This is a genomic window from Saccharothrix syringae (assembly GCF_009498035.1).
GTDB lineage: Bacteria > Actinomycetota > Actinomycetes > Mycobacteriales > Pseudonocardiaceae > Actinosynnema > Actinosynnema syringae.
The window spans coordinates 3,334,291-3,354,994 of sequence record NZ_CP034550.1 but is presented as its reverse complement, the minus strand read 5'-3'; the positions used below and the strand labels follow the sequence as shown (position 1 = coordinate 3,354,994).

Here is a 20,704-nt window from a genome sequence, read left to right as displayed (position 1 = left end):
TGCCCGAACGGGAACGGGCCGCACCCCGACCGGAGGTGACCACCGGGTGGGCTGCTCTTCCCGAGGTTCCCCACCGGTGGCGGGTTCTGCCCGCTCGGGCGGCGGCTGCTGCGCGCAGGGGCACGGGAGCGACGCGGTCGTAGGGGGTGGCTCAAGTCCTCCTTATGTTCTCCCGCATGCTGAAAAAGCTCTTGGCCCTGACCACCGGGGTCGCCGCGCTCACCGGCGCCCTGGCCGTCAACGCCCCGTCCGCCGACGCCCTGACCACCCTGGTGATCAAAAGCGAACTGACCTCGAACTGCCTGGCCGACAACGGATCGGACCTGCTCGTGCAGCGGCGGTGCAGCAGCGGCCAGTTCTCCGTTTTCGTCAGCGCCCCGGATGCCTTCACCTGGTACGCCACTTCCACCGGCACGGGCAAGATGAGATTGCGCAACCACAACGGCATGTGCCTGGACAACGACGGGTGGTGGCCCTACTTCGGCAACTGCGTCGCCGGCGACAGCGGTCAGGAGTGGAACATCACCTCCTGCGCGACGACGGACGCCGAACTCGTCAGCAACGGCAAGTACCTCACCGCGTGGCCCGACGGCGGGCTGTCCATGCGGGGGCCCGACCAGAACCTCGGCAACCCCGACTCCCGGCAGTGGCGGGTCAGCACCTCGCCCTGGTGCTGACCCGCTGCCCACAGCCGGCGCCCCGACCGCGAGGGCGGACCTCGACGCACGGGCGGTGTGCGCCGTGCGTTGGCAAACCCGCCTGCCGACCGGTTCGCCTCGGTCCACTCCGGACCCGCGACCCATCGGCGTGAACCGTTGCGACACTTGATGTCCCCTTGAGGTTCCGAGCCGTTCTCGGCCAGTGAACCCGGCCGGTTCGGCGCGAAGGGGACATGGGGAGGGCGTCAACGGGCAACGTTGTCGCCCACCGGTGTTCACTTCAGGGTTACCGACGCGGTACCACCGCTCCGCATGCGAGGTGTCTTCCAGTCCTGCCCACAGGAGTTGTTGTGCCGCTGGAGTCCGATCAGCACCGCGTCGGGAGCACAGCGGAGGGAGAACGGGCGAGCGGCGAGCGGGGACGACACCCGCGGCCCCCGGTCCGAACCGGCCGAGCACGCCTCGGGAACCGGACCGCGGCCGGCCCACCCCGGCGGACGGCCGGCGAGGACGGGGACGACGGCCGTCCTCAGGCCCCGCCACCTCTGGTTGGCCGCGCACACCGGGTTCGACCTCGGCGACCAGGACGAGCGGATCGGGGGCGCGGAGGTCCCGCTGACAGCGGCCGACGTGCGCGCCGAAGCCGCCCACGCGCGGCGCTGGCGGGCCGACTACCACCCCGCGGAGGACCTCCGGGCGGTGGAGGAGGCGGCTTGGCGCCTGGTCGCCCCCGTCCTCGACGCGCACGGCCCCCTCGCCGACGACCTGCACCGGGACGTCGTCGACATCGCCGCGACCTGGCTGGTGGGCGTCGTGCCGACCGCCACGTCGACTGCAGTGCTGCGCCGGGTCGCGGCGGGGTTGCGGGCCCCCTTGGAGCGAGCGCGGCTCACCGCCACCCCGGGCGCGCACGAGGCGTGGCCCGTCCCCGACCGGTTCGCCGCGCGAAGCCCGCTCCCCGGCACCGAACAAGTCGTCAGGGGTGCGGTGGCCGGCACGAGAGGGGGCGACCACCCACCACAGTGGACGGCGGAGGGCCTGCGGGCGGCGGCCGAGGTCGCCTGGAGGACTGCCGCGGCGTCGCCCGGGTGGGACATCGCCGTGTCCGCCGTGGACCTGGGTGGTCGCGTCCCGCTCGACGCCGTGGAACACCTCGCCGCGGTGGCGGCGGCCGAGGTGGTGGGGCAGGTCCGGGAGCGCCGCTGCGCGAACGGGCCGGCAGTACTCGTCCGCGGCATCGCGGTGGAACTCGGGATCGCCGCACCGCTGTCCCGGTGGACCGCCACGCCCCCTCGCGGGACGTGGTGCGGGAACTGGGGCGCCGCGCCGCCGAGATCACCGCATCCGCGCTCGGCCGGGACCACCGGCTCTCCCCCGCCGCAGTGGACGACCTGACCGCGGTCGTCACCGCGGAGCTGGCGCAGCGGTTGGCCGACGACCACCCCGACCGGGGCCTGCGGACCGCCGTCGCGCGCACCACCTCCGAGCTGCGGACCGAGGTCGTCGACGGCGCCGACCGCGCCCGGGAACTGGCGCTGTCGTTCGAAGGCGGGCGCACCGCGCTCACGGCCCTCCAGTGGCTGCGGGTGGAACGGCTGGTGAGGCCGTTGCGGGAGCTGGCGCGTGCTCGCGGTGCGCGGCCTCCCCCCGCCGGTGGTCGTGGTCTCGGGCGCCGGGGCCGAGCCGGTGCGCCACCACCTCGCCCGCCGCGGCCCCGTCGACGCCCGCGTCCTCGGCGGTGGCCGGAGCGACGGCGTGGACGTGTTCGTGGAGTGGCCGCGCCGGGTGGTGCCCGTGCCGGGCGAGTCGTCGCTGCCGGTCGACAGCCGGTGGCGCCACGGCCCCCACGACGCGCGGCCCACCGCGGTCCCGTGGTCACGGCTCGACTCGGCGCGGCGGAACGCCCCCGTCGTCGCGCGGGGTCCGGCGTGCGAGGTCCGCGCGTTCGAGGTGGACGGCGTCCGGGTGCGCGACGCCACGCTGGTCCCGCACCTGCGGCCGTCCGGGGTCGGGGCGGCCGAGGTGGCCCTGTTCCGGGCCCGGGTCGCCACCGCGGTCGACCGCGTGTTCAACCAGGGGTACCACCTGCCGGGTGGTGAACTGCTCCCCCTGTCGGTGGAGTTCATCGAGGACGCGGCGGAGGCCCACCACGTCGTCCGGCTGGTGCGCGAGGACGGGCCGGGGCCCGGCACGTGGCCCGTCGGGGCGTCCCACCGGGTGATCGGAGTGCGGGTCGGCCGCCTGCTGGGGCTCGGCGGTGCGCACGAGGTCCCCCTCGTCGGCGGCCTCGGGGCGGACCTCGACACCACCCCCGCCCTCCACGTGGACCGGCACCGGGCCGCTGAGGACCGCACCGCGGACGGGCTGGGCAGCGCACCACCGGTGGGCGTGTCGCGCGGTGTGCCGGCGCCACCGGCTGCCCGACCGCGCACAACGCCGGTCCTCCCGGACAGAGGTCGGCCACCCGCGGTACGGGGTGCTCTACCTTTCCCCCGTGGCCTCCCTTCGCGAACCAGCCCGCAAGGCGCTGGAGGACCGGGTCGTGTCGCTGGTCAACGTGGAGCGCTCCCGACGCCGCTTGTCGAAGCTCGTGGTGGACGAGCGGTTGCGGTGCTCCTCCCGCCGGCACAGCGGTGACATGGCACGGGTCCGGCTGCTCGCGCACAAGCTGCCCGACGGGCCCGACCCGTTCGAGCGGATGCTGGCCGAGGGGTACGGGCAGCCGGGCGGTGAGAACGTCGCGTTCGGCCAGGAGTCCGCGGTTCAGGTGGTGGAGGCGTGGATGCGCAGCACCCCGCACCGCGCCAACGTCCTGCGCCCGGACTTCACCCGGATCGGCGTGGGCCTGGTGCTCACCGCGGACGGTCACTGGTGGACGCAGAACTTCGGCTTCGAACCGGACCCGGGAGCGGTTGACCGCTGACCGCGCCGGGCAGGCGGATGCCGATGTCGCGGCCACGGGCCAGCTCCCGCGCCGCGGCCCGGCCGCGGGGCCCGGGTTCGCCGAGCACGGAGAGCCGCAGCCTGGGCAGCACGTCCGCGTCGAGGCGGTCCACCAGGTCGGCCAGCACCGGCCACACCTGCTCGGGCAGGGGCTCCCCGGGGTCGCCGACGGCGAGCGTCACCACCGCCGGGTCGACGGGCGGCCCCACGGGCACCGGGTGCGGCGGGCGGCCGTTCCGGCGCAACCACAGGCCGCTGCGCATCACGCCCAGCAGCCAGCCGTCGTCCACCCGGAACACGCCGGGTGAGTGGGGCACGAGCCCGGCGACGGGGACGCGCCAGCGCAGCGGCGCCGCCGACGCCTCCCCCGCCGGGCAGCGGATCTCCTGGAGGTAAGGCGCCCAGGTGGGGCGCCCGGCTCCGTCGCGGAGCGTGAACCGCATCTCGTCACCGCGCACGACGGGCGTGCCGTCGACCACGGTGACGGCCGTGCCCAGCAGCCCCGCCGCGGTCCTGCCGAGCGTCACCGCGTCCTGGCCGTCGCCGCACACCAGGCGGGCGGCGGCGCACACCTCGGGCAGCAGGGTGGCCAGGTAGTCGGTCACGTCCTCGGCGCACACGCGCGGTCCACCCGGCACGCCGACGATGACGGTGACGCGGTGCGGGTCGGGTGCCACCGCGTGCCACTCCGCCGGGGGCGCGGTCGCGGCCGGACGCAGCACCACCCCGACGGGCAGGTGCTCGGCGATCAGGCGGCCGTGCACGCGCGTCCCGCTCGCCGGCACGGCGTCCTGCCAGTGCGGCGGGGGGTGGCGCGGCCCCAGGTCGCGGCCCGACCCGCCCGGGGCGTACCTCCGCCACGTGCCGGGCAGGCGCTCGTGGTCGCCGCGGACGAACAGGGTGCCGCCTGCCACGGCGACCGGCCCGGACGGCACGAGCAGCTCCACACCGGTCGCCTCGGCCAGGCGGCGCCACCACGACGGGTCGACCGCGGGCAGGCCGCCGGGCGCGACCAGCCGCACGACGCCGGCGCCCCGCCCGGCCCGGTCGGCGACGACCCGGGCCAGCACGGGGAGGACGGCCTTCCCGGTGGTGCCCACGACGACGGAGGCCGGTGCGGCGGGCAGCGCCCGGACGACCTGGCGCAGCCGGTGCTCGTCGTCCCCGGCGGACCTCACCACGACCACCGCGCCCTCGCGCTCCACCACGATGCCGCACCGCACCCGCCAGGAGGTCCGGCGCAGGAGCCCGACCCACCCGCCGTCGAGCGGGCGGTACCGGTCCCAGCCGGTCACGTGGCCGCCACGGCACTGGGGCGCGGTCTCCTACCGACCACTGCGGACATGCGCTCTCCTCGACGGGTAAAGGATTTCACCGCCTCGCAACCCTGGTGTGGTAAGGCGCGAGGACTTCAGTCGAAGGTAGGGATCACCACCGCGCCGGTGAGCACCGCACCGGTCGGGTGTGCCCGTCGGGGGTGCCAACTCTGCCCGAACGCCACCGTTGTCGGACCGGCGGCGGCACCGCCGGACCGGGTGGCCCGGTTCCCGACCACCACCGCGCGCCGCGGCGGGGACCGGTCGACCGCGGGGACCACCGACCACGGGCACCACCGACCGCCCCCGCCGTGCCGGGGCGGTGGAGCCGCGCGTCGGGAGCCCGGTCGGCACCCGGCCTCCCGCGCGCCGGCGAGCACCGCGCTCGGCCGGGCGCTCATCCGCGCCCGATGACCGCGATGCGGGCGGGCCTGACCACGTCCAGGGGCGTGGGGTGGACCTCGGCGGTGCGGCAGAGCAGTTCCAGGTCCCGCTCGACCGCCGCCCGCGCGGGGCTGTCGACCCCCATCGCGGCCAGTGCCCGGCGCACCTCGGGGGCGCGGGGCCGGTCACCCGGGTCACCGCCGCGGTGGTCGGCCACCACGGCGCCGTCCCGGAACACCAGGAACGCGGGGTCGGCGCCCGCCTCGCGGCAGCAGGTGACGGCGAACGTGCCCGCGGACAGGTTCGGGCGGGGTGGCGCGAGCCGGGAACCGGCCTGCACCAGCAAGGTGTGCCAGCCGAGGGTGAACGCCGCCACGGCGACGCCGCTGTCCGGGTCGACCCGCTTCCTCAGCTCGCTCCACGTGCCGGTGGCGATGCCGCCGGGACGGGCACCCAGCCTGCGCAGCGCCTCGTCGGGGTCGATGTCGTGGACGACGGTCGCGCAGTAGGCGCCGTCGTGCACGAGCGCGCTCAGCCACGACGTGTAGTCGCGAGGCGGGCGCCCGGTGCGCCACACCACCGTCCCGTCGGCGCACCGCAACACCGCCTCACCGGGCAGGACGACCAGTTCGTCCGCCGGACCGGCCAGGCGGGCCACCGCGCTGCCGTCGCGGGCCCGCAGCCGCAGCACGCCGTCGTCGTCCAGCGCGAGGTGGGCCCGGTCGGTCTCCCACAGGTAGCGCTCCCACAGGCGCTGCCCGCCGGGCCCGAACAGCACCAGCCGCCGCCCGGCCTGGCACACCAGCACCGTGCCGCCGTCGGCGGAGGTGAGCGAGTGGTTCCCCAGGCTCTGCCCGCGCCGCAGGGCCGGGCCGCGTCCGACGTGCGGGAAGGGGACGGCGTCGGCGGATCCGGCGCGCACGCCCCACACCTCCCGACCGAGCGCGTCCAGCAGCGCCACGCCGCCGTCGTCGCCCACCCGCAGCCGCTGCCCGTCCCGCGCGCCCGCTCGCCACACGGGTGCGCCGCAGGAGTTGCGCACCACGAGATCCCCCGCGTCGGTGAGGTCGACCCAGCCGTCACCGGCCCACCACGTCCCGGTCGACCACAGGGCGCGCCCGCTCGGGTTCGCGTAGAGGACCAGGTTGCCGTCGTCCTCGTGGACCAGGGTGCGGGACCCGCCCGGCGACGTCAGCGACTGGTGGCGCAGCCGCCCCCCGCGCGGCAGCTCCGGCCCGCCGTGCGCGTGCGGGCGCGCGGGGGGCGGGTACGCGTGCGCCTGCCGCGGGTTCTCCCGCCACCGCAGGTCACCGGAGGCGTCCACCAGGCACAACGTCCAGGCCAACCGCTCGCCGTTGGGCAGGATGCGCCAGGTCAGCACCGTGCCGTCCTGCTCCAGCCAGCGGGCCAGCCGCGCGGGCAGGGTGAAGCTCCAGCTCCCCGGCTCGTCGGTGGTCACCCGCAGCGACCCGTCGGGCGTCCGGGCGACCACCTGCCGGTGCTCGCCCTGCCTGAACAGGTACCGGTCGGCGGTGATGGCGGCGGCGGGCGCGGCACCGGCCACCGCGGTCACCCCGACCGGTCCGAGCCGGGAGTTGAGCAGGCGCACGCGTTCGCCGCTGAGCAGTTCCAGGTCGCCGTCGTCGGTGACCACGAGCACTTCCGCGCCGGGGCACGCCAGGCCCGTGGACCGGACCGGCCCCCCGGTGCCGTCCTCGACGCGCAGCACGCCGTCGCCGTCGAGGAACAACCGCCCCGGTTCCGACCGCCACCGGACCTCGGCCCGCTGCCGGTCGGTCAGCACGGCGGCACCGCGGGCGTCGTAGTGCAGGGCGTGGCGTCCGGACGGGGAGAGGACCTCGTCGCCGGCGCGTAGCCGGTCTTGCTGGAGCAGTTCGCGCACCGGGACTCCTGGGTTCGCTTACGTACCCCAGTAGTAGCAGCGGGCCGTGATCGTCCGCTGTGGACGCCGGTCCCCGGTGCGCGGACGTGCCGGTGGTGTTGCCCGGACGGCCAGTGGCCCCGGTGGCCGGTGCGTCGGACGCGTGACATCGCCACCGGCGGGCACGTCGGCCGCCACCCACCTCCGGGGTTGCCGCGGTTCCCGAACGAGCCGGGACCGCGGGTGGTCAGCGGTCCCGGATGCGCCTGCGCTCGACCGCGATGGCCAGCGCGTCCAGGGCGGACACCGTGTCGGGCAGGCCCAGGCACGGCGAGGTGGTCGCCGCGCCGCGGCGCACGGCGGCCCCGCCCTCCTCGTGCACGGACGAGGGGATCACGACGCCGACGATCCCCCCTTGCCCGTCACCCACCTGCCGGGCGACCGAGGCCACGACGCCGCGCTGCCGCTGGGGGTCCCCGCCGGAAGCGGAGACCGCGAGGCGGGCGGGCAGGCCGGCCGTCCGGAGCCGGGTCAGCGCCGCGGTGGTCGCGTCGGGGTCGTGCTCGGGGCGGTGGGGCGCGCAGCGCAGCACCAGGTGCGTCCGCCGCTCGGCGCGAGCCGGGCCGAGCGGCGCGAGGCGGGACGCGGCGGCCTGCCGGAGCGCTCCCACGGCGTCCGCGATGTCGCCGTCCGCGCCGCTCTCGCAGCCCACCGGCAGGGCGAACCGGTACGTGGCCGCGGTGCGGGGGCCGGTGAGGGCGTAGGCGGCCAGGTGAGGTGCCGGTGCGAGATCCCCGACCCGGGCGGCGAGGGGCAGCCCGATCCGCATGGCCTCCAGCGCGAACTCGTGGGCCGCCGCAACGTCCCGGGTGACCAGCCGCGCGTCGAGGACGACCAGCAGCTGGCGGGTGCAGCGGGCGGCGGCCTCGGCGAGCTGCCCGGCGTAGTCCAAGCCGGTGCCCGCGTCGTGGACGACCCGCGGGCCGGCGACCACCAGCAGCCTGTCGTCCATCCGGTCGAGCACCGCCTGCACGGCGGCGCGGTGGCGCTCCACCACCGAGGCGACGAACGGGGCGACCCGGGGGGAGATCACGAATTCGCTCCTTCCTGGGTTTCGCGGCGCGCGGGCGACGGCGGGCGCGCACAGGTCCGCTGGGTCTCGGGCGGACGCCGGAACCCCGGTCGCCGGGATGCGACCGGGCGACCTGCCCGCCGGCGCGCCACCCGGTCCACCGGGCGTTCCGGCCGGAGTTCCGACCACCTTCCCCGCGCTCGCCGCGCCGCGACAGTTCCCCCGGCCCCCGTTGCACCTTGGGCCGGTCGGCCTTGCCCGAACGGCGTGCGCGCCGGCTGTTCGGGTCGCGCACCCGACCCGGGCACCCCGCTCCGCGTTCCGCGCCGGATTGGACCGAGTTGACCGGTGCATTCCGTTCGAGCGGTTCGAAGTCCGCGGAGGGAGGCGGACCCGGTAACGGCCGCCCCGCGCAACGCGACAGCCGCCGGGGCGCCCCACTCCTCCACGCCCCGTCAGGTACCGGCGACCGAACCGGTTCGATCCCCGGTCCCACCGGGAAGCGGCGTCGCGGCCGACACGCGGTGTTCACAATTCCCGTTCACCGCGCCATTAGGCTGGGACCCGACGTCCTGTCCACCGCACACCCCTGGGACGCACCATGCCGCCTGCCGAACCTCCACGCGCCGAGCCGCTGTTCGCCGAACTCCTCGGTCCGGTCCGGGTTTTCCTCGCCGGCACCGAGATCGACCTCGGGGCCGCCCGGCGCCAGGCCGTGTTCACCGTCCTGGCCCTGCGCGCCAACCAGCCGGTGGCCTTGGACGAGCTGGTCGACGCCGTGTGGGGGGACCAGCCCCCGACCAACGCGGAGGCGTCGGTCTACACCTACGTCTCCGGTCTGCGCAAGCTGCTGGAGCCCCACCGGTCGGCGCGGTCGGCCCCCGAGGTCCTGGTCTCCACCGGCTCCGGCTACTCGCTGCGGCTGGGTCCCGGTGCGACGGACGTGGCGTTGTTCGAGGCGCACCGGCAGCGCGCCGCCTCGATGCCCGCGGCGGCGGCGGTCGAGGAACTGGAGCAGGCGCTGGCCCTGTGGCGCGGCGAGGCGCTGGCCGGCGTCCCGGGCCCGTTCGCCCGGACGCGGCGCACCGCCCTGGCCGAGCTACGGCTGGCGACCGCCGAGCGCCGCGCCGCGCTCGCCCTGGAGCTGGGCCGGCACGCGGAGGTCGTGCCCGAGCTGACCGCCCTGGCCGCCGAGCACCCGCTGCGCGAAGGGCTGCGCGCGCTGTTGATGACCGCGTTGCACGGCGCGGGCCGGCACGCCGAGGCCCTGGCGGTCTTCCGGGAAACCCGCAGGCTGCTGGTGGACCAGCTGGGCATCGAGCCGGGCGCCGAGTTGCTGGCGGTGTACCAGCGGCTGTTGCAGGGCATGGTCGCCCCTGCCGCGCCGCTGCGCGCCACCATCCCGGTGCGCAAGCCCCCGACTCCCCCGAACGTCGTCGGGCGGCAGTCGGAACTGGAGCTGCTGCGCCGGTCGGCGGCCGACCTGGCGGCGGGGCGCGGCGGCGGCGTGTGGCTGGACGGCGAGCCGGGCATCGGCAAGTCCGCGCTGTTGGCCGCGCTGCTGGCCGAGGTGGGCGCGCAGGGGGTTCGGATCGCCTGGGGCACCGGTGACGAACTGGGGATGCGGTTCCCCCTGCGCGTGCTGCTGGACGCCCTGGGCGTGAGCACCACCTCGGACGACCCGGTCCGCGCGGCGGTGGCCGAGGCGCTGCTGGAGGCGGGCGGCGACGACTCCGAGCTGGAGGCGGTCGACCGGCTGGTCGACCTGGTCGCCGAGCTGTGCGGGCGCGGACCGCTGGTGCTGGCCGTGGACGACCTGCACTGGGCCGACGGGGTCAGCGCGCTGGCGTGGCACCGCCTGGTCCGGCTCACCCGGCGGCTGCCGCTGCTGCTGGTGGGCACCTGTCGGCCGGTACCGCGCCGCGACGACCTGGACCGGGTCCGCGAGGCGGTGCGCGGCACGGGCGGGCAGGTGCTCCGCCTCGGCCCGCTGCCGGACGAGGCGCTGGTGGAGCTGGTCACGCGCAGGCTCGCCGCCACCCCCACCGAGGGCCTGCGGCGGCTGATCGCGCAGGCGGGCGGCAACCCGGCTTACGCGGTCAGCGCCTTGGACGAGCTGGTGGGCCGGGACGCGATCCGGGTGCGCTCGGGGGTGGCCGAGCTCACCGGCGAGTCCGACGAGTCGACGTGGTCGGCGGAGGTCCTGCCGCCCGACCGGTTGGACTTCCTGTCCGTCGACGCGGTGGAGGTGCTGCGCACCGGTGCGCTGTTCGGGATGGAGTTCGCCATCGGCGACGTGGCGGTCGTGCTCGACCGCTCGCCCTCGGAGCTGGTCTCCCCGGTCCAGGAGGCGCTGACCGCGGGGGTGCTGGTCGAGGCCGACGCCGAGTTCGCCTTCCGCCACCCGCTGCTCCGCCACGGCCTCTACGAAAGTGTGCTGCCCCCGGTGCGCGCCGCCCTGCACCGGCACGCGGCCCGGGCGCTGGCCGGTGCGGGCGCGCCCGCCGTGCGGGTGGCCCGGCACCTGGCCGCCGCGGCCCCGAACCTGGACGCCTGGAGCACGGGCTGGGTCGCCGACAACGTCCGCGAGGTGATGCTCACCGACCAGGACCTGGTCTTCGAGCTGATCCGTTCGGCCGCCGACCAGCCGACGCTGACCGACGCGCAGCGCGACCGGTTGACCTCCTGGTTGGCGTGGCTGAGGTTCTGGCGCGGTGAGCGACCGGAGAGCGAGGCCAGGGCCGTGCTCGCGCACACCCGCGACCCGCACCTGGCGGCCGAGATGCGGTGCGTGCTGGCCATGCTCTACCTCGGCGAGGGGCAGGTGGAGGCCGCGGCGGGCACGCTGCGGGTCGCGGTGGAGAACGACGCCACGCCGGAGCCGTGCCGCACGCGGCAGGAGGCGCTGCTGGCCGACATCTACCGGTCCGGGTTCGCCGACCTGGAGAAGGCCGAGTGGTACGCGCACGACGCCATCAGCCGGGCCGAGCAGTCCGCCGACGGGTTCGCCATGAGCCACTCGCTGCGCGTGCTGTGGCAGATCAGCACGGCGCGCCGCGACCACGTCGAGGCGCTGGCCCAGGTCGACCTGGCGCTGACCATGATCGGCGACCCCCAGGACGTGCACGAGCTGCGGCCCGTGCTGCTGGAGAACCGGGCGTTCACGCTCCAGAACCTGGACCGGCTGGAGGAGGCGGGCCAGGCGCTGCGCGCGGCCCAGGCCAGGGCGCGGCGCGGCCCCAGCGCGGCGTTCCTGCGCGCGTGGGTGGCGGTGCACGAGTTCTGGACCGGCCGCTGGGACGACGCGCTCGCCGGGCTGGAGCACACCGCCGACGTGGTCGACCAGCACGGCCTCAAGGACAACGGGCCGGCGCTGCTCGTGCCCGGCCTCGCGGCGCTGGTGGAGGCGCGCCGGGGTCGGCTCGACGAGGCGCGGGCGCACCTGGCGACCGCGGCGGACCACCCGATGGCGCTGGTGGCCGACCGCGAGCACGCCGACTTCCTGCTGGCCGCGCGGGCGTTCGTCGCCGAGTGCGAGGGCGCCGGGGTGACCGAGGTGTTCGGACATCTGGAGCCGCTGCTGCGCGAGCAGCCGGGACACCTCACGCTGCGGCACCAGTGGATGCCCAACGCGGTGCGCTCGGCCGTGGCGGTGGGTGCCTGGGAGCTCGCCGAACGCGCCCACCGGGTGTGCGTCGCCGAGGCGGCACGGGAGCGGGTGCCGGCGCGGGCCTTCGCCGCCGAGGCGCGCTGCCGGGGGTTGCTCCAGGGCGACCCGGAGCCGCTGCGCACGGCGGTGGCGCGCTACCGGATGGCCGGGCGGCCGGTGGAGCTGGCCGAGGCGCTGGAAGACCTCGCCGTGGTGCTGACGGGCCTGGGGGCGGCGGGCGAGGCCGACGCCGCCTTCCGGGAGGCGCTGGCGGGCTACGAGGCGCTGGGCGCGGCGAGGGACGTGCTCCGGGCCGAGAAGCGGCTGCTCGGGACGTTGAAGCTCTGACTCGCGGGCGGGACGTGAGCCGGGGCGCTCACGTCCCGCCGCGTGGGCGGCGAGTCCGGTCCCGACGACGCGACACCGGTGGTGCGACCACCGCCGCCGTCGCGGGTCCGCCGCTCGGCTCGGGCGCCTCACCGCTCGGATCGCGGTTCCGGCGGGCGATCCGCGCCGGGGCGCGGCCTCTTGGCCCTCTCGAAGGCTTCGATGTACTTGGGCAGTTCGTCCAGGGCCCGCCGCAGGCCGTTGTTGCCCACCTGTTCGGCGAACACCACGTCCACGACGGCGCGCTCCACCTCGGGGTGGGCACGGCGGAGGTTGTCCAGCGAAGCACCGCGCAGCAGGTCGACCACCCGGATGCGCTCGGTGACCTCGTCCAGCGTGCGCTCCAGCCCGGCGATCAGCCGGTCCGCCTCGGCCGGTTCCAGCACCAGCGCCCCGGTGGTGGCGAGGCTCAGGACCAGGTCACCGGCGAACACCGGACCGGTCTCGCCCGGGAGGGCCGCTTCGTCCTGGTCGGTCACGTCGTGACCCGCCGGGTGCGCCCGGGGTGGCCGGTGGGCGGGACGGGGACCGCGGTGGACCGGTGGACGCGAGTGCCCACGGCGCACCTCCTTCCGGAAGGGCTGCGCCAAGCTGATCACGTGCCGCCGGACCGCGACGAGGTCTTCGGGCCGGTGTCTGCCCACCTGGACCACGTCACTTGCCCGCACGGCCCGGGCACGCCGAACCCGACCGGTGCGCCCGCACGCGCGCGAGCGGGTGTCGGAGCGGCACCGGCGGGTCACCGACGACAGGCGGATTGACGTCGCTGCCGTGCTGGTGACGTGCACGTGTTCGTGAGCGGTCGGGTGACCGTGGACGCGGCGCGGCTCCAGGCGTTCGCGGACGCGTCGCCGGTACGCCCGGTGCTCATCGCCCGCGGTGCGGTGGAGCGCCGGGGGACCCGGCGGCGGCGCTGTCCGCGGTGGCCCGGGACGCGATCGAACTGCTGGGGTCGGCCGACCTGGCGCGCGTGCGGAGTGCGGGCGGGCGGAGTGCACGCCGTTGTTCGTGGACGACTCGCGGGGCGAGCCGCGGCGGTGGTGCGGCATGGTCGAGTGCGGAAACCGGGTGAAGGCGGCCGAGTACCGGCGCAGGCGGCGCCTGGTGCGGTCCTCCGCACCGGAGGTGCCGGCGCGGGGCTGACCGGGTCTCCGACCGGCATCGTCCCGACCGCGGTGCCGGGTCCGCCGCGGCGGTCCGCCGTCGCGTTCGCCCGTCCCGGCAGGCAGCCCCGAGCACCGCCTCCTGGCCGGAGCACTCCCGGCGGTCGGAACAGCGCTCGCAGCACGACCGAACCCGTTCACCGAGCGGCAAGCCCCCCGCGTCGTCGACGGCCGTGCACCGGCGACGGCCCGCCGACCGGGGGAAGGGCGATGCCCCTGTCCGACCCCGCGGGGTCGGACAGGGGCATCGCGGGGAGTCGGCCGCCGGTGGGCCGAGGGGGAGCGTCGGCGGCCGAACCGGTCAGGCGAGGTCGGACGCCGGCACCCAGGAGCCGTGGATGCCGCCCGGCACCCGGTGGGGCAGCTCGACGACGGCGACCGGGGCCCTGGTCAGGTCGGTGGCGTCGAGGACGTGGAACTCCGAGGTGTTGCGGGCGGTGTTGCTGACGATGGTGAGCAGGTAGCCGTCGTCCTCGTTGCCACCGCCGGCGGCGGGCACGAACACCGCCTCGCCGGGGATCTCGTCCCGCGACAGCGGCGTCACCTGACGCGCGCCGGTGAGGTTGTCGTACTTGACGATGCCGTGGTGGTGCAGGCCGGCGCCGGGGAAGGCCACCGCGTAGCTGTAGCGGTTCTCCCGGCCCAGGACGGTCTCGTTGATGGTCGGGAAGTCGACCACGAGGTCGTCCACGAGCTCCTCCTTGACCGAGCCCGCGGCGAGGTCGAACACCCAGCGGTGGGAGACGACACCGACGGCCGGGACCTCGGGGTGGCCGGCCAGGCCCGCCCACCACTTCCACGACGCCTCCCACGCGGAGCGGTCGAAGCGGGGACCGTCGAGCACGATGCGGCCCGAGGCGTCCTCGTGCGCGTTGGCCACGTGCAGCAGCGCGCCCGGCTCGACCTCGAACCACTGCACGACCGGCGCGCCGGTGCGCGGCATGACGCCGATGCGCGGCGTGTAGGAGTCGTTCCAGCGGTAGGGGATGCCGGACTTCTCGGCCATGGTGAAGGTGACCGACATGTCCGCCCACACCACGAAGTTCTCGGTGATGGCGAAGTCGTGCATCAGGCCGGTGCCCACCCCCTCGACGACCTCCTGCCGCACGATGTCGCCCTGCGGCGAGGCGACGTAGTAGATCAGGTGCGGCGGGAACGGCGAGGACGCGAAGAAGTGCAGCTCGCCGGTGACCGGGTCCTCCTTGGGGTGGGCGGTCATGTTCGTCTTCAGCTTGCCGCCGAAGTCGAAGCAGCCCACCGTGCCCAGCTCGGCGTCCAGCTCGAACGGGAGGTTGGCCTCCTGCAACGCCAGCAGGCGACCGCCGTGCTCGATGACGTGCGTGCCGGCGACGCTGGCGGCCAGGTCGGGCTTGCCGTGCTCGTCGTAGGCGGGCTTGCCCTCGAACAGCGGGGTGCGCACCCAGCGGTTGCGGTACCACTCCGCCCGCCCGTCGCGCAGGCGGATGCCGTGCACCATGCCCGAGCCCTTGAACCAGTGCGTCGGGGTGACACCGGGCTTGGGGTTGTGGCCGTTGCGCAGGTAGCGGCCGTCCAGTTCGGGCGGCAGGGTGCCTCGCACGACCAGACCGGTGGCCGTGCTCTCCTCGACCACGGGCGTGTAGTGGTCGCTGATGTAGGGCAGGCTCATGACGGGTCCTTCCTTCCGGGGACGGGTGCGCCCGCGAAAGCGCGCGCGACGTAGAGGGACAGGGCCGCGATCACGGCCGCTGCGGTGAGGAACGCGGCTCGGTAGCCGCTGGTGAGGGCCTCGGGGGCCGGGACGCCGGGCAGTGCGGCGGTCCGGGCCGCGGCGATGGCGGTGAGGACGGCCAGGCCGACCGCGCCGCCGATCTGGCGGGTGGCGTTGCTCAACCCGCTGGCCAGGCCGAGGTCGCGGGCGGGCACGCCAGCCACCGCAGCACCGGTGAACAGCACGAACGACGCGCTCAGCCCGAGCCCCACGACGACGGACGGGCCCAGCAGGTCCACCGCGAAGGTGCCGTCCGCCCTGATGGCACCGAGCCACAGCAGGCCCGAGGCCAGCGCCAGCAGGCTCGCGACCAGCGTGCGGTGCTCACCCCACCGGGCGGAGACGCGCGGCGTCAGCCAGGAGCCCGCGGTGTTGGCCGCGGCCAGCGGCAACTGGGTCAGGCCCGCGAGCAGCGGGGTGTAGCCGAGCACCCGCTGCTGGTAGAGCGGCAAGAAGAAGAACATGCCGACCCACACGGAGCCCAGCACGGTCATCCCGACGCTCGCCGCGCCGACGCGGGCGGTGGTGAAGATCCGCAACGGCACCATGGGGTGGGCGCTGCGCCGCTGCCACCACACGAACCCGGCCAGCAGCACGGCCGAGGCGCCGAGGAGCCCGAGCGTGACGGGGTCGGTCCACCCGCGCCCGCCGGACAGGGCGGTCACCAGGGCCACCAGGCCCGCGGTGACCAGCGCCGCACCCGGCACGTCCGCGCGCGCCCCGCCACCGGGGGTGTCGGGCGCGACCACGACCAGGGCCGCGGCCAACACCGCCACCGCCACGGGGACGCCGACCAGGAACACCCAGCGCCACCCCAGTCCCCCGGTGACGACCCCGCCGAGCAGGATGCCCGCCGCACCGCCCACGGCGGACACCGCGCCCCACACGGCCAGGGCCCGTCCCCGCGCGGGCCCCTCCGGGTACAGGGCCACGACCAGCGACATGGCCGCCGGGGCGAGCGCCGCCGCACCGACGCCCTGCACCGCCCGCGCGGTGATCAGCACCGCCGCCGAGGGTGCGAGCCCCGCGGCGAGCGTGCCGACGCCGAACAGCACCACCCCGGCGAGGAACACCCGCCGCCTGCCGAGCAGGTCGCCCGCCCGGCCCCCGAGCAGGAGCAGCGCGCCGAACGCGAGCACGTAGGCGTTGACCACCCACGCCATGCCGGACGCGGACAGCCCGAGCCCGGCATCGATGGCGGGCAGTGCCACGTTGACGATCGACGTGCTCAGCACGACCAGGAACTGCGCGCCCGCCAGCACCGCGAGCGCGGCGGTGCGGCGGCCTACCGGGGCGGCTTCGAGCGGTGGGGCTGGGGAAGTCACGGGACGTCACCTCGGCTGTGGTTCCACGGTGGGGGAAGCGGCGTTCCAGGGGTGCCGCGGAAAGCATCAGACCAGTCGCCGGAGCCATTTTCCAAGGCGGTTCCGGCGCGATGTTCCTTCGGGCGGACCGCTTCGCCCGTTCATGCAAGGCGCACCTGCGGAAAGGGCGCCCGACGTCGGTGCGCTCAGTCACACGACGCTGCGCGCAGACGCCTGGGAGGCACCTGCCTACCTGACGAAGCCTGCCTAGAGTGATCGGTCACTCACGGCCGCAACATGGAGTCCACAGAGTCACCTAGTGGAACTTTTCGGACATCGAGCCGCTTGCCCAAGCCAACTGGCACGTCAAGGAGTGGTTCACCAAACACCGGTGCGCAACAACGTGCCGGATCGCACCAAAAATGCCAGCCGAAGAATTCCGACCCCAATTCGCCCGACTGCGCGGTGGAACATCAATCGGCAAATGGTTCGCGACACCACCGTGAACACCAGGCCGACCGGAACCACTCGCACGGAGCAGGCCGCCGTCCAGGTGTAGTGACCAATCAGGTTGTCGACGGCACGTCGGGTTGAAAGCAGGGAGGACCTCCGGGCGGAGTGGATGTGCCCGACGCACCCATTCCGGCACACGGAGGCCCTCACCGCGTACAAGAGCGATTGGGCATCTCCCTAGCCACAGCGCAAAGGCCGGGCCGGTATCGCCGCGAGGGCGACGGCCGGCCTGGCCGAACCGCCGGGACCGCCGGGCCCGACAACGCCGGGACGTCCCGCCCGCCGTCCACGTGCGCGGTGGACGCCGACCGGCGCGGTGGCGACACCTCGGCGGACCCGCCGGGGAACGACGCTGCCCCGACAGGCAGCACCCCCGGACCTTCAGGCAGGTGGTTTGACAACGGAAAGTATGAGTGGTTGATTACTCACATGACCGGAGAAACGAGCCGCAGGCAGCTCTCCTCGGCGGAGGAACGGCGCGACACCGTGCTGAGGACCGCGCTCGGCGCGTTCGCGGCGAAGGGGTACCGGGGCACGACGACCGCCGACGTGGCCAAGTCGGCGGGCATCTCGCAGGGTTACGTCTACCGGCTGTTCACGGACAAGGAGACGCTCTTCCTGAGGGTGGTCGAGCACTGCTTCGCCCGCATCCGGGAAAGCCTGGCCGACGGTGCGGCACGGGCCGCGTCCGACTCCCCCGAGGCGGTGCTGGACGCGATGGGCGAGGCGTACGCACGCCTGATCGGCGAGGAGGACACCCTGCTGCTGGTGCAGATGCACGCCCAGGCCGCAGCGGTGTCCGAACCGTCGGCGCGCGAGGCCGTCCAGCACGGGTACGCCCGGATGGTGGAGTACGTCCGCCAGGTCTCCGGCGGGAACGACGACCAGGTGCGGGACTTCTTCGCCAAGGGCGCGCTGTGCCACCTGCTGGTCGCGGTGGACGCCGATGCGCTCGACGCCCCGTGGAGCAGGACCCTGGCGGCGGGCATCCGCCACTACTGAGCCGGCCGCGCACGGCAACGACGCGCGCGGCAACGACGCGCGTGTCAAAAGTGAGTGATTGACCAATCAATGGTGTGTACCCGCATCGGGTGCACCAGCCCGGTGACCACCGGGCGGACCGGAAGGACGAAGACCATGGAAATCGACCGCGACGCCGCCGTGATCTCTCGGCACAGCATCACCGTCGACGCCCCGCTGGAGAAGGTCTGGGCCCTGCACACCGACGTGGCCGCCTGGCCCGCGTGGCAGACCGACATCACCTCGGCGGCGCTCGACGGCCCGTTCGCCCCCGGCACCTCCTTCTCCTGGCAGACCTACGGCCTGGACATCACCTCGACCGTGCACGAGGTCGAACCGCTCCGCCGCACTTGCTGGGGCGGTCCGGCCCACGGCATCGACGGCGTGCACGTGTGGACGTTCACCGAAATCGACGGCGCCGTGGAGGTGTGCACGGAGGAGTCGTGGGACGGCCCCGCGGTGCGCGCCGACGTGGCGGCCATGCAGGCGGGCCTGGACTCCTCCCTGATCGCGTGGCTGGGCCGGCTGAAGGCCGCCGCCGAGAGCTGACCGACCGGTCCGCGCAGACCGGCCTGCACATTGAGGCACGAAGGGACCTCGACCCGTCCTCACCGGCGCGCGGCTCACCCAGACTTCGCCGCGAGAACAACCAACCCCGAAGGAGCACCGTGGGCATCAAGTCCTTCCTCCGCAAGCTCTCCGTCCCCCTCGCGGTCGCGGCGGCCGTGGTCGCGGGCGGGGCGGGCACCGCCGGCGCCACGACGGCCACGCCGGTCCAGTACGCGCTGACCCTGTGCAACCCGGCCAACGAGATCCACTCGTCGCTGAGCTTCCCCAACCGGAACATCAGGAGCTTCATCGCCTGGACCAACCAGTGCGTCACGAGCACGCACTACGGCAACGAGCCGGTGTACGTCATCGTCAACCACGACCGGTCCGGGTACGCCACGCGGTCGTACGCCCTTCCCAGGTTCAACCGCAACATGACGATCACCGTCTCGGGCACCTACAACAACCCCGCGATCACCTTCCCCGCCCTCTGAGCGCACGAGCCGGAGCAGTTCCGGCGACACGTCCGCCGCAGTCCGCTGTGGACGGCAACCGCGCCGCCCACCACCCGGCACACCGCCGGGCGGTGGGCGGCGCACTGCTTCCCCGCTTCGCGGGTCCGGTACGACTTCGCGCCGGCGCGAACGCACGCCCCCGGCCCGAGGACCGGCCACCCGGCGGTGCCGGAGATCCCGCCCCTCACGGGGGCAGCCTGAAAACCGTTCCCCCACAACGCGAACAGAGCACCACCGAGGTCGAGGGGACACCCCACGGCGGGAACGCGGACGCCGCCCGGTGACCGCCGGGCGCATCCGGCGCGAGAGCCCCGCGGGCACCGCGGCACCAGGTGCTCGGGCACGGTCCCCTTCCCCTCGGGGCACGCCGCGCCCGGTCGGAGCACCGAGGGGCGCCGGCGACTCCCAGACTGCGTCGCGGGGGCACCGCGCGGGTCGACGGCGACGCCACGGGCCCCGCCACCGCGGCGGGAGCCCACCGGTGCCCGAGCCGATCCACCCCTCGTCCCGGGAGGCACGCCATGAACAGCGGCCAGATGATGCGCGCGATCCACCAGCCGGAGTTCGGCGGGCCCGAGCGGCTCACGCCGGTGCGGGTACCGCGGCCGGTGCCGCTGCCCACCGAGGTGCTGGTGCGGGTGATCGCGGCGGGCGTGAACCCGTGCGACCACAAGACCGGGCGCGGCGAGGCGGTGGCGCCCGCGATCGGGGCACTGCCGTTCATCCCGGGCTGGGACGTGTCGGGCGTGGTGGAAGAGGTGGGATTCGGCGTGACCACCCTCGCCCCCGGCGACGAGGTGTACGGGATGCCGTGGTTCCCCCGCGCGGCCGGGGCGTACGCCGAGTACGTCACCGCCCCGTCCCGGCACTTCGCGCGCAAGCCCCGCACCGCCGACCACGTGCACGCCGCCGCCCTGCCGCTCGCCGCGCTCACGGCGTGGCAGGCGCTGGTGGACACGGCCGAGGTCGAGGAGGGCATGCGCGTGCTGGTCCACGCCGGGGCGGGCGGGGTCGGGCACCTCGCGGTGCAGCTGGCCAAGCACCTCGGCTGCCACGTCACGGCGACCGCGCGCGCCGGGAACCACGCCTGGCTGCGCGACCTCGGCGCGGACGAGTGCGTGGACTACACCGAGGGGCCGTTCGAGGAGCGGATCGGCGGCATCGACGTGGTGCTGGACCTCGTGGGTGACGACCACGCCGAAACGGGCAGCCGGTCGATGGCGGTGCTGGAGCCGGGCGGGCTGTACGTGGCCGTCGCCTCCAGCGCGCCGCACCACCTCCTGGCGGGGTTCCGCGAGCGCGGCTTCGGGGCCACGTCGTTCCTGGTCGAGCCGGACGGGGTGGCCCTGGGGCACATCGCCACCCTGGTGGACAGCGGCGTGCTGCGGGTCGAGGTGGCCGACGTGCTGCCGCTGGCCGACGTTGCCGACGCCTACCGCGCTTCGGCCGGCGGGCGGGTGCGCGGCAAGCTCGTCCTGCGGGTGTCCCCGTGAGCGCCGCACCGCTCCGACACCTCAGTGGTTGACTGATTACACACTCGGCCACCAGCACTGCGCTTTAAGGCACTTCTGCCGGTCGAACCCCTAGGTGACTTGACA

At 75.1% G+C, this 20,704-nt stretch carries 16 protein-coding genes; 9 read left to right on the top strand and 7 right to left on the bottom strand.

Annotation, left to right across the window (positions count from 1 at the left end; all coding sequences use genetic code 11):
* Positions 1-176: 176 nt before the first annotated feature.
* On the top strand, positions 177-677 hold the full coding sequence (locus tag EKG83_RS15130; RefSeq protein ID WP_153278121.1) for a hypothetical protein: 501 nt from the start codon (positions 177-179) through the stop codon (positions 675-677).
* A gap of 531 nt (positions 678-1,208) precedes the next feature.
* Positions 1,209-2,054, top strand: a complete 846-nt coding sequence (locus EKG83_RS15125) for a hypothetical protein (RefSeq protein WP_033433228.1) — start codon at positions 1,209-1,211, stop codon at positions 2,052-2,054.
* Between the two features lie 480 nt (positions 2,055-2,534).
* Here EKG83_RS15125 and EKG83_RS15120 read toward each other — a convergent pair whose 3' ends face one another.
* Positions 2,535-2,993 carry a hypothetical protein gene (locus EKG83_RS15120; protein ID WP_033433229.1) on the bottom strand — a complete coding sequence of 153 codons (459 nt, stop codon included), beginning with the start codon at positions 2,991-2,993 and terminating at the stop codon, positions 2,535-2,537.
* 160 nt (positions 2,994-3,153) lie between these two features.
* Here EKG83_RS15120 and EKG83_RS15115 point away from each other — a divergent pair, with 160 nt between their 5' ends.
* Positions 3,154-3,582 (top strand): CAP domain-containing protein, encoded by a 429-nt coding sequence (locus EKG83_RS15115; protein ID WP_051766435.1) that lies wholly within the window; start codon positions 3,154-3,156, stop codon positions 3,580-3,582.
* Here EKG83_RS15115 and EKG83_RS15110 read toward each other — a convergent pair.
* The 3 genes from EKG83_RS15110 to EKG83_RS15100 form a co-directional block, all read right to left on the bottom strand.
* Entirely contained in the window at positions 3,512-4,897 is a 1,386-nt protein-coding gene (locus tag EKG83_RS15110) for a hypothetical protein (protein WP_033433230.1), read from the bottom strand. The genes EKG83_RS15115 and EKG83_RS15110 overlap by 71 nt on opposite strands.
* Before the next feature lie 418 nt (positions 4,898-5,315).
* Positions 5,316-7,205, bottom strand: coding sequence for a DUF6461 domain-containing protein (locus tag EKG83_RS15105; RefSeq protein WP_051766431.1), 1,890 nt, complete (start codon positions 7,203-7,205; stop codon positions 5,316-5,318).
* A 226-nt stretch (positions 7,206-7,431) separates the two neighbouring features.
* Positions 7,432-8,277 carry a DAHP synthetase I family protein gene (locus tag EKG83_RS15100; protein WP_033433232.1) on the bottom strand — a complete coding sequence of 282 codons (846 nt, stop codon included), beginning with the start codon at positions 8,275-8,277 and terminating at the stop codon, positions 7,432-7,434.
* A 580-nt stretch (positions 8,278-8,857) separates the two neighbouring features.
* Between EKG83_RS15100 and EKG83_RS15095 the strand changes: the two genes are divergently transcribed.
* Positions 8,858-12,253 carry a BTAD domain-containing putative transcriptional regulator gene (locus EKG83_RS15095; RefSeq protein WP_051766432.1) on the top strand — a complete coding sequence of 1,132 codons (3,396 nt, stop codon included), beginning with the start codon at positions 8,858-8,860 and terminating at the stop codon, positions 12,251-12,253.
* 128 nt (positions 12,254-12,381) lie between these two features.
* Here EKG83_RS15095 and EKG83_RS15090 read toward each other — a convergent pair whose 3' ends face one another.
* On the bottom strand, positions 12,382-12,771 hold the full coding sequence (locus EKG83_RS15090) for a hypothetical protein (RefSeq protein ID WP_194283021.1): 390 nt from the start codon (positions 12,769-12,771) through the stop codon (positions 12,382-12,384).
* Positions 12,772-13,171: 400 nt separating this feature from the next.
* Between EKG83_RS15090 and EKG83_RS49590 the strand changes: the two genes are divergently transcribed.
* Positions 13,172-13,435, top strand: coding sequence for a CGNR zinc finger domain-containing protein (locus EKG83_RS49590; RefSeq protein WP_228122622.1), 264 nt, complete (start codon positions 13,172-13,174; stop codon positions 13,433-13,435).
* A gap of 321 nt (positions 13,436-13,756) precedes the next feature.
* On the opposite strand, the gene EKG83_RS15080 is transcribed toward EKG83_RS49590, so the two are convergent.
* On the bottom strand, positions 13,757-15,103 hold the full coding sequence (locus EKG83_RS15080; protein ID WP_033433233.1) for a carotenoid oxygenase family protein: 1,347 nt from the start codon (positions 15,101-15,103) through the stop codon (positions 13,757-13,759).
* A complete protein-coding gene (locus EKG83_RS15075) occupies positions 15,100-16,530 on the bottom strand; it encodes a DHA2 family efflux MFS transporter permease subunit (RefSeq protein ID WP_084716807.1) in 1,431 nt (476 codons plus the stop codon). The genes EKG83_RS15080 and EKG83_RS15075 overlap by 4 nt, the downstream gene beginning before the upstream one ends.
* Positions 16,531-17,451: 921 nt before the next feature.
* On the opposite strand from EKG83_RS15075, the gene EKG83_RS15070 reads away from it, so the two are divergent.
* From EKG83_RS15070 to EKG83_RS15055, 4 genes are all read left to right on the top strand, one after another.
* Positions 17,452-18,024, top strand: coding sequence for a TetR/AcrR family transcriptional regulator (locus EKG83_RS15070; protein ID WP_033433234.1), 573 nt, complete (start codon positions 17,452-17,454; stop codon positions 18,022-18,024).
* 135 nt (positions 18,025-18,159) lie between these two features.
* Entirely contained in the window at positions 18,160-18,591 is a 432-nt protein-coding gene (locus tag EKG83_RS15065) for an SRPBCC family protein (RefSeq protein WP_033433235.1), read from the top strand.
* A 119-nt stretch (positions 18,592-18,710) separates the two neighbouring features.
* A complete protein-coding gene (locus EKG83_RS15060; RefSeq protein ID WP_033433236.1) occupies positions 18,711-19,085 on the top strand; it encodes a hypothetical protein in 375 nt (124 codons plus the stop codon).
* A gap of 560 nt (positions 19,086-19,645) precedes the next feature.
* Positions 19,646-20,599 (top strand): NADP-dependent oxidoreductase, encoded by a 954-nt coding sequence (locus EKG83_RS15055; RefSeq protein WP_033433264.1) that lies wholly within the window; start codon positions 19,646-19,648, stop codon positions 20,597-20,599.
* The last annotated feature ends 105 nt before the right edge of the window (positions 20,600-20,704 follow it).